A 5,874-nucleotide genomic window follows, 5' to 3' on the forward strand; every position below is an offset into this window, starting at 1 on the left:
CTTGCCTCTCTTGGTCAGGGCCGGATGACGACGCGGCCGGCCGTGTGGTCGGCGACCGCCTTATATGCCGCGGCCGCATCGTCGAGCGAATAGGTGGCAGCGATCGGAAGGGGTCGGAACTCGCCGGATTCGAAGTAGGGCGCCATCTGCTGCAGGCGACGTGCAGAGTCGACGACAGTGAGCTTTGTGCTGTCGACGCCGTAGATGCGAGTTTCGTTGCGGTACAGGTCCAATAGATCGATTTGGACCGCACGCGAACCGACGACGCTGATCACCACCAGCCTGCCTCGCCGAGCCAACGCAGCCAGCGCGGCCGGTGTGGTCACGCCACCGACGGCGTCGTACACCACGTCGACGCCGGTGCCGGCGGTGAGCCGCTTGATCTCGGCGCCGACGTCTGCGGTGGGGTCGAACGTGATGAATTGATCGATGACGGCCGCAACCGGAGTAGCGCTTCCGGGTTCGCGACGGTCCACACCAATCACGTTGGCCCCGAGCGCATGAGCGATTTGCGCCACCGCTCCCCCCACGCCGCCAGAAACCCCGAAGACCGCGATGGTTTCGCCGGCCGCAAGTTGCGCCGTTTCCACCGCCCCGTACCAAGCGACGACGAAGTTGACCCCGACGGTCGAAGCCTCGTCGAAGCTGAGCCGTTCGGGTTTGCGCACCAGCGCTTCCACCGGCACTGACATCAATTCCGCGTGGGAACCGTCTCGGGTGAACCCGGTGTCTCCCCCGGTGCCCCAGATGCCAACACCCTCCCAGTCGGGTGGCCCACTGATCACCACGCCGGCGAAATCACGCCCGGGCGTGCGCGGCAACACCGTCCAATCCATGGCGCCGGCAACGTTTTTCACGTCGGATGGGTTGACCGACGCCGCCGTCACCCGGATCACCGCTTCATGTGCCGTTGCAGTCAGATCCGGTAGGTCCGTCACGTGCAACACACCGGGGTCGCCGAATTCGGTAAAACGCAAGGCCCGCATGAGTCCGTTCCTCCTAGAGCTGATGTTCTGCCGGCTACACCGTCTAGCCAACACCCGGATCAGTCATCGCGTCCAACGAAGAAAAATCAACTCACGTGGACCTTTTCAATCGCCTACGCGGCGTCCCAACACGCCAGCCCCGCGATCAATGCGCTGATCGACACCCTGATCGGCCACGTCGGCCCTCAGCGTGACTCGGCAGCGAGCACACGTTCACGGAGCTCTGCCGGGTAGAGACTCTCGGCCGAGCCGACAGTCCGCTTCACCGCGCCCCACAGCCCGGTACCGACTCCGATGACTGCGCCGCCCAGGCCAATCAGCTGCTGAGCGCGCTTCATCTCGCGATGCACGCTCATTCCGCCGAGCAGGTCGGCGGCGTCGGCGCCCGCCGAAGCCAAGAACCAGCCGCGAGTGTTCTTGCCGCGCAGCGCCGCCGCTGCCAGCAACCCCCCGATCAACGCGTCGCGGTAACCCATCGACCGCAGCAGTAGTTGCGCGGTCGGCGTGGGCTTGTCCGGATCGCCCCAGAGCCGGTTCGCGCGCAGAGGGTCGACGAGAAACGAGATGCCCGAGGCAAGTCGGATGCCGCCCGCGGCCAGCGCCATACGGTCGATTGTCATGAAATCCCAGCCTAGGAGGTGATCGGTCGAGCGGGAGCCAAAGCCGCGGATGTGGCCATTGTTGATGCCGGCTATCTCACCCCTCGCTACTCTCACTGCGGCGCCACACAGGCGTTGTCGCAGCGGGTAGGAGGGTTGGGCGGATATGTCGGATCCAGGAGCCGAGGTGTCTTCGGCAGCCTCAGCACCAAGATTCGAACCTGACGACGGCTGGGTGCCGGCCGATGAGCGAAGGTTCGGTTTGGACCGACGCACCCTGCGCCCGACGCTGGCGGTTTTCGTGTTGGTATTCATCATGTCGGTGGTGTTGCCGGTGATCAATGCGGCGGTGCCGTATCACGACATCGTCAGAGCCGGCGACGTCTTGGAGCTCGAGGGCAACGTGACGTTCGTTCCGGAAGCCGGCTGGGGCATCACCTCTGGTGTCCGCGAGGGCCACCGCCCGATATCCGGTCAGTACCCCGCGGCAGCGACCATCGAGCACGGAGCGCTGAAGTTCACCGTCCGCACCGGGCCGTTCCACGGCGACGCCTACCAACTGCTCGATCAGATCGAGGCCACCACCGATGCGCTCAACCAGGGGCGCGGAGTCCATATCACCGGCGCGCCCGCCACGATCGTCACCGCAGCGGGCAAGCAAGGCGCGACAGTTCGAGTCACCGGACCGCACACCGGCGGGCTGATCGCCGCTTTTGTATTCGGCGACCGAGGAGTCAAAGCCGTCGCGACCGGACCGACCGACGCCGGGGCCGAGCCCAGCGCCGCGGTGTCGCGGATGATCGGCAGCATCAGCCAATCCGGACAGGAAAAGCGATGACGGCAACACTGACCGAACTCGATCGCGCGCGCGATGAGGCGCTCGACCTTTCCGGCTGGGGCAGGCGGTTCGTCTTTTACCAACCGCGCAACTTCGCATTCTGGGGATACCTGGCGCTGGTCGGAATCGGGATCCTTAACTTCTTTTCCACACTCGCGCGCGAGTACAACGCATACGGCGAAGCGATCGGACTGGCGGTCACGTCATTTGCCATCTACGCCGCGCTGTTCTGGTGGTTCACCGACCGCATCGACCACTACGCGAAACTCCCCCACAAGCTGATGGTCGTCGCGTTCGTATGGGGCGGCTTCGCCGCAACCGGGGCGATGGCCGCCAACGCCAACGACGCGATACTCGCCCTGTACGGAAAGACTTTCGGGCAGGTGTGGGCGCTCAACTGGGGCGCCGGGCTTGCCGCCCCGTTCACCGAGGAACTGGCCAAGGGTTCGGGCCTGCTACTGCTCGTCGCGTTGGCGCAGCGACATATACGGACCGCTTTCGACGGGTTCATCCTGGGCGCGTTCATCGGCCTGGGCTTCCAAATTGTCGAGGACATCACCTACGCGATGACCTCGGCCGGAACCCAGTTCGGCGCCAACCAAATTGGGGCCTCGGTTGGCACCATCATCCTTCGCATGCTCACCGGGGTGGCCGCTCATATCCTCTACAGCGCAATCTTCTGCGCCGGTGTCGTCTACCTTTTCGGCCGGCCCGCTGAACCCCGCAGAATTGGGCGGGGCCTGCTCCTGATCGCGATACCGATGCTGCTGCACGGGACCTGGGACTCGGTGGGCACCATCGCCGGGCAGAATGCGCTGATGTTGATCGGACTGTTGATCGGAACGATCGTTGTCGCGCTGATTATCGTTGCCCGGGTTTACAAGCTGACCGTCGCCAGGGAACGCGACTTCGTCCGCGACGTCATGGCGCCCGAGCAGGCCCGTAACGTGATCAGCCCGATCGAACTGGATGCGATGGCCGGTAACCGCAAGGCCCGCAAGGCTTACCGCAAAGCGGGTCGCAACCGTCAGGAACGCCGGCGTGCCCGCTACATCCTCAACGCCGCCTATGCGCTCGCCGACGAGTTAGCTGCGGCGCGCGGTGCCGACACCGACCGGGTGCGCTTTGCCCGCTCCGAGGTCGCCCGGATTCGCGCGGGCCTGCCGTCGCCGTGGTGACGCGACCTCGGTCCGCTCAGTGGACCGAGCCCGTTCCAACAACGCGTGGATCAGGGCGCAATGGAGCACGCCGCAACCCGTCGGACCCGGACCGCAGCAGGGATGTGGCGCGCCTGAATTCATTGGCACGCCGCGACGAGGAGCTGAAAGGATCGCGTGTCCGAGCTGCCGTTATACCGCCGGGATGCTCTTGCGGCGTCCGGTTGTACAAGGGTCGCGGTTAGGTCACGCCAGGCCCCATTCGATGAATGCGCGGGTGGATTCCTCCAGACGACGCCGGGCCGCGTCGGGGACCTCACGCAGTGGACCCTGCTCGGAGAGCACTGCCAGCCCGTGCACCGTGGACCAGATGGGGTATTCGATCCCGGCGCGGCGGGCCGGGTCGAGCACGCCGGCGTCGACAAGTTCGTCGAGCACGACGCGCAGCTGATCCAACGGCAAAGGGGCCTTTCCTGCCTGCACCTCCCGGTAGGCGTGCTGATGGGGCATGGAGAACGCGGTGGCGAACAACCCCGGTTCGGCATGGGCGAATTCCAGATACGCCCGGAAGATCGCGCGCATGCGACGGCGCGCCGCACCGGCATCGCCGTAGGCACCGCGCACCCGGGCCGCGTCAGCGGCCATGCGGGCGGCTAGCTCGCCCAAGGCCTCCGCGCACACCGCCGCTAGCAGCTCGTCACGATCGGCGAAGTGCCGATAGGCGGCGTTGGGCACCACCCCGACCATCCGTGCGGCTTCCCGCAGCACTACCGCGCCCGGGCCGCCGGCGCGCGCCTGCTCGACGCCCGCGCCGAGCAGGCCGTCGCGAACTGCACCTCGTGGGCGCCGCCGACCCGCCTCGGTCACCGCATCCGCCGATGTCTTCACCATCACCACAAAGTAGTGGACAGCGTCCACCTAGTGCAATATAGTGGACGCTGTCCACATAAGAGTGGACGTCGTCCACTACTGTCGCACCCGTGTGTAGGGAGAACCACCATGACCAGCCGCATGACCCCGCTGCTCGAGTACAACGAGCAGTTCGCCCAGACCTTCACCCCGGTGCCGTTGGGTGTGCCCGCCGCGCAGGTGATCGTCATCACCTGTCTAGACCACCGCGTCGACCCGGCGATCGTCCTGGGACTCCAGCTCGGCGATGCCCCCGTGTTGCGCAACGCCGGGGGACGCGTCACCCAGGCCGTCATCGAAGAAATCGCCTACCTGGCCTACCTGGGCCGGCGGCTGGCCGGCGGCACCCTCACCGGGGATGCCGGCGTCGAGGTCGCGGTCATTCACCACACCCAATGCGGCACCGGCTTTCTGGACGACCCCGACTTCCGCCGCGAGGCCAGCCAGGTCACCGGGGTCGACGAAGACAGCCTGCAGGCCTCCGCGGTCGCCGACCCGGCGACCACCGTCACCGCCGACGTCGAACGCCTGCTGTCCTCTCCGCTGCTGCCTGCCACCATGAGAGTCTCCGGCCACGTCTATGACCCCGACACCGGACGCGTCAGCACCGTCGTCGACGCCCGCCAGCCCGCTACCCAGTAGCCGCACGGACCAGCACCCCCAAATTGACACACAACCAGAGGAACCTGCTATGCCCGACACCAGTCCAGCGCACCCGCGACTACATCACGACCTTCGCGACCCTACTGACCGGCAACGCCACAGCCGGGAGGAGTTCTTCGACCTGATGCTGCAACGTTTCCCGGCTTATGCCAACCCGAAAGCGCTGTGGCGCAGCATCGTCGCACTCACCAACCAGGACGCCAAATATGGGAGGGATTCGTGACGCCGTCTGTCGCCGGCCCCGCCGGCACCGGCATCGTCGCCCACCAGGTCAATCGCCTGGTGATCGACTCCGATAGCGGCTTCGACGATCTGTGCCGGCGCTACGAGACACTTGTTCCCGATATCGGGTCAGATGAACTGAGGGCCCTGCTGGAAAAAGGCGACCTGGACGAAGTGGTGCGCTACACCGCCGAACACACACCGCACACGTTTGCCCGGTTTTGGTCCTTGGACCCGACACCGATGATGCGGCTACTGGGGCACAAGACCCGAGTGATGACCTACATGATGGGCAACAACGTGGTCGTGGAGACGATGTATCGCCACGATCCGGCGGTCATGCTCTATGCCCCCCTGCGCACCGCGATCTATGAGGATTCAGCCGGCGCAACCCATTTCAGCATCGACCAACCTTCGACGCGGTTCGCCAGCTTTGGCCATTCCCGCATCACCGAGGTGGGCCGCCTGCTCGATGCCAAGCTCGCCGAGCTGCTGTCGCT

At 65.8% G+C, this 5,874-nt stretch carries 8 protein-coding genes; 5 read left to right on the forward strand and 3 right to left on the reverse strand.

Features of this window, described 5'->3' with window-relative positions:
- Positions 1–14: 14 nt before the first annotated feature.
- Positions 15–986 (reverse strand): zinc-binding alcohol dehydrogenase family protein, encoded by a 972-nt coding sequence (locus VGH54_RS07730; RefSeq protein ID WP_331511348.1) that lies wholly within the window; start codon positions 984–986, stop codon positions 15–17.
- Between the two features lie 185 nt (positions 987–1,171).
- Positions 1,172–1,606 (reverse strand): DUF4267 domain-containing protein, encoded by a 435-nt coding sequence (locus tag VGH54_RS07735; RefSeq protein ID WP_331511349.1) that lies wholly within the window; start codon positions 1,604–1,606, stop codon positions 1,172–1,174.
- Between the two features lie 166 nt (positions 1,607–1,772).
- Between VGH54_RS07735 and VGH54_RS07740 the strand changes: the two genes are divergently transcribed.
- Both VGH54_RS07740 and VGH54_RS07745 read left to right on the forward strand, forming a co-directional pair.
- Complete coding sequence (locus tag VGH54_RS07740; protein ID WP_331511350.1) at positions 1,773–2,423, forward strand: hypothetical protein; 651 nt, start codon at positions 1,773–1,775, stop codon at positions 2,421–2,423.
- Positions 2,420–3,601, forward strand: a complete 1,182-nt coding sequence (locus tag VGH54_RS07745; RefSeq protein ID WP_331511351.1) for a PrsW family intramembrane metalloprotease — start codon at positions 2,420–2,422, stop codon at positions 3,599–3,601. Before VGH54_RS07740 ends, VGH54_RS07745 begins: the two co-directional genes overlap by 4 nt.
- A gap of 225 nt (positions 3,602–3,826) precedes the next feature.
- Here the strand turns inward: VGH54_RS07745 and VGH54_RS07750 are convergent, their stop codons facing one another.
- Positions 3,827–4,498 carry a TetR/AcrR family transcriptional regulator gene (locus VGH54_RS07750; protein ID WP_331511352.1) on the reverse strand — a complete coding sequence of 224 codons (672 nt, stop codon included), beginning with the start codon at positions 4,496–4,498 and terminating at the stop codon, positions 3,827–3,829.
- A gap of 81 nt (positions 4,499–4,579) precedes the next feature.
- Between VGH54_RS07750 and VGH54_RS07755 the strand changes: the two genes are divergently transcribed.
- From VGH54_RS07755 to VGH54_RS07765, 3 genes are all read left to right on the forward strand, one after another.
- The gene (locus VGH54_RS07755; protein ID WP_331511353.1) at positions 4,580–5,131 is read left to right on the forward strand and encodes a carbonic anhydrase; all 552 of its coding nucleotides are present in this window, start codon (positions 4,580–4,582) and stop codon (positions 5,129–5,131) included.
- A 49-nt stretch (positions 5,132–5,180) separates the two neighbouring features.
- On the forward strand, positions 5,181–5,375 hold the full coding sequence (locus tag VGH54_RS07760) for a hypothetical protein (RefSeq protein WP_331511354.1): 195 nt from the start codon (positions 5,181–5,183) through the stop codon (positions 5,373–5,375).
- The coding region (locus VGH54_RS07765) for a DUF302 domain-containing protein (RefSeq protein WP_331511355.1) at positions 5,372–5,874 on the forward strand (503 nt) is incomplete at its 3' end. The genes VGH54_RS07760 and VGH54_RS07765, both read left to right, overlap by 4 nt.

Origin of the sequence: Mycobacterium sp., from assembly GCF_036488105.1 — a bacterium.
Lineage (GTDB): Bacteria > Actinomycetota > Actinomycetes > Mycobacteriales > Mycobacteriaceae > Mycobacterium.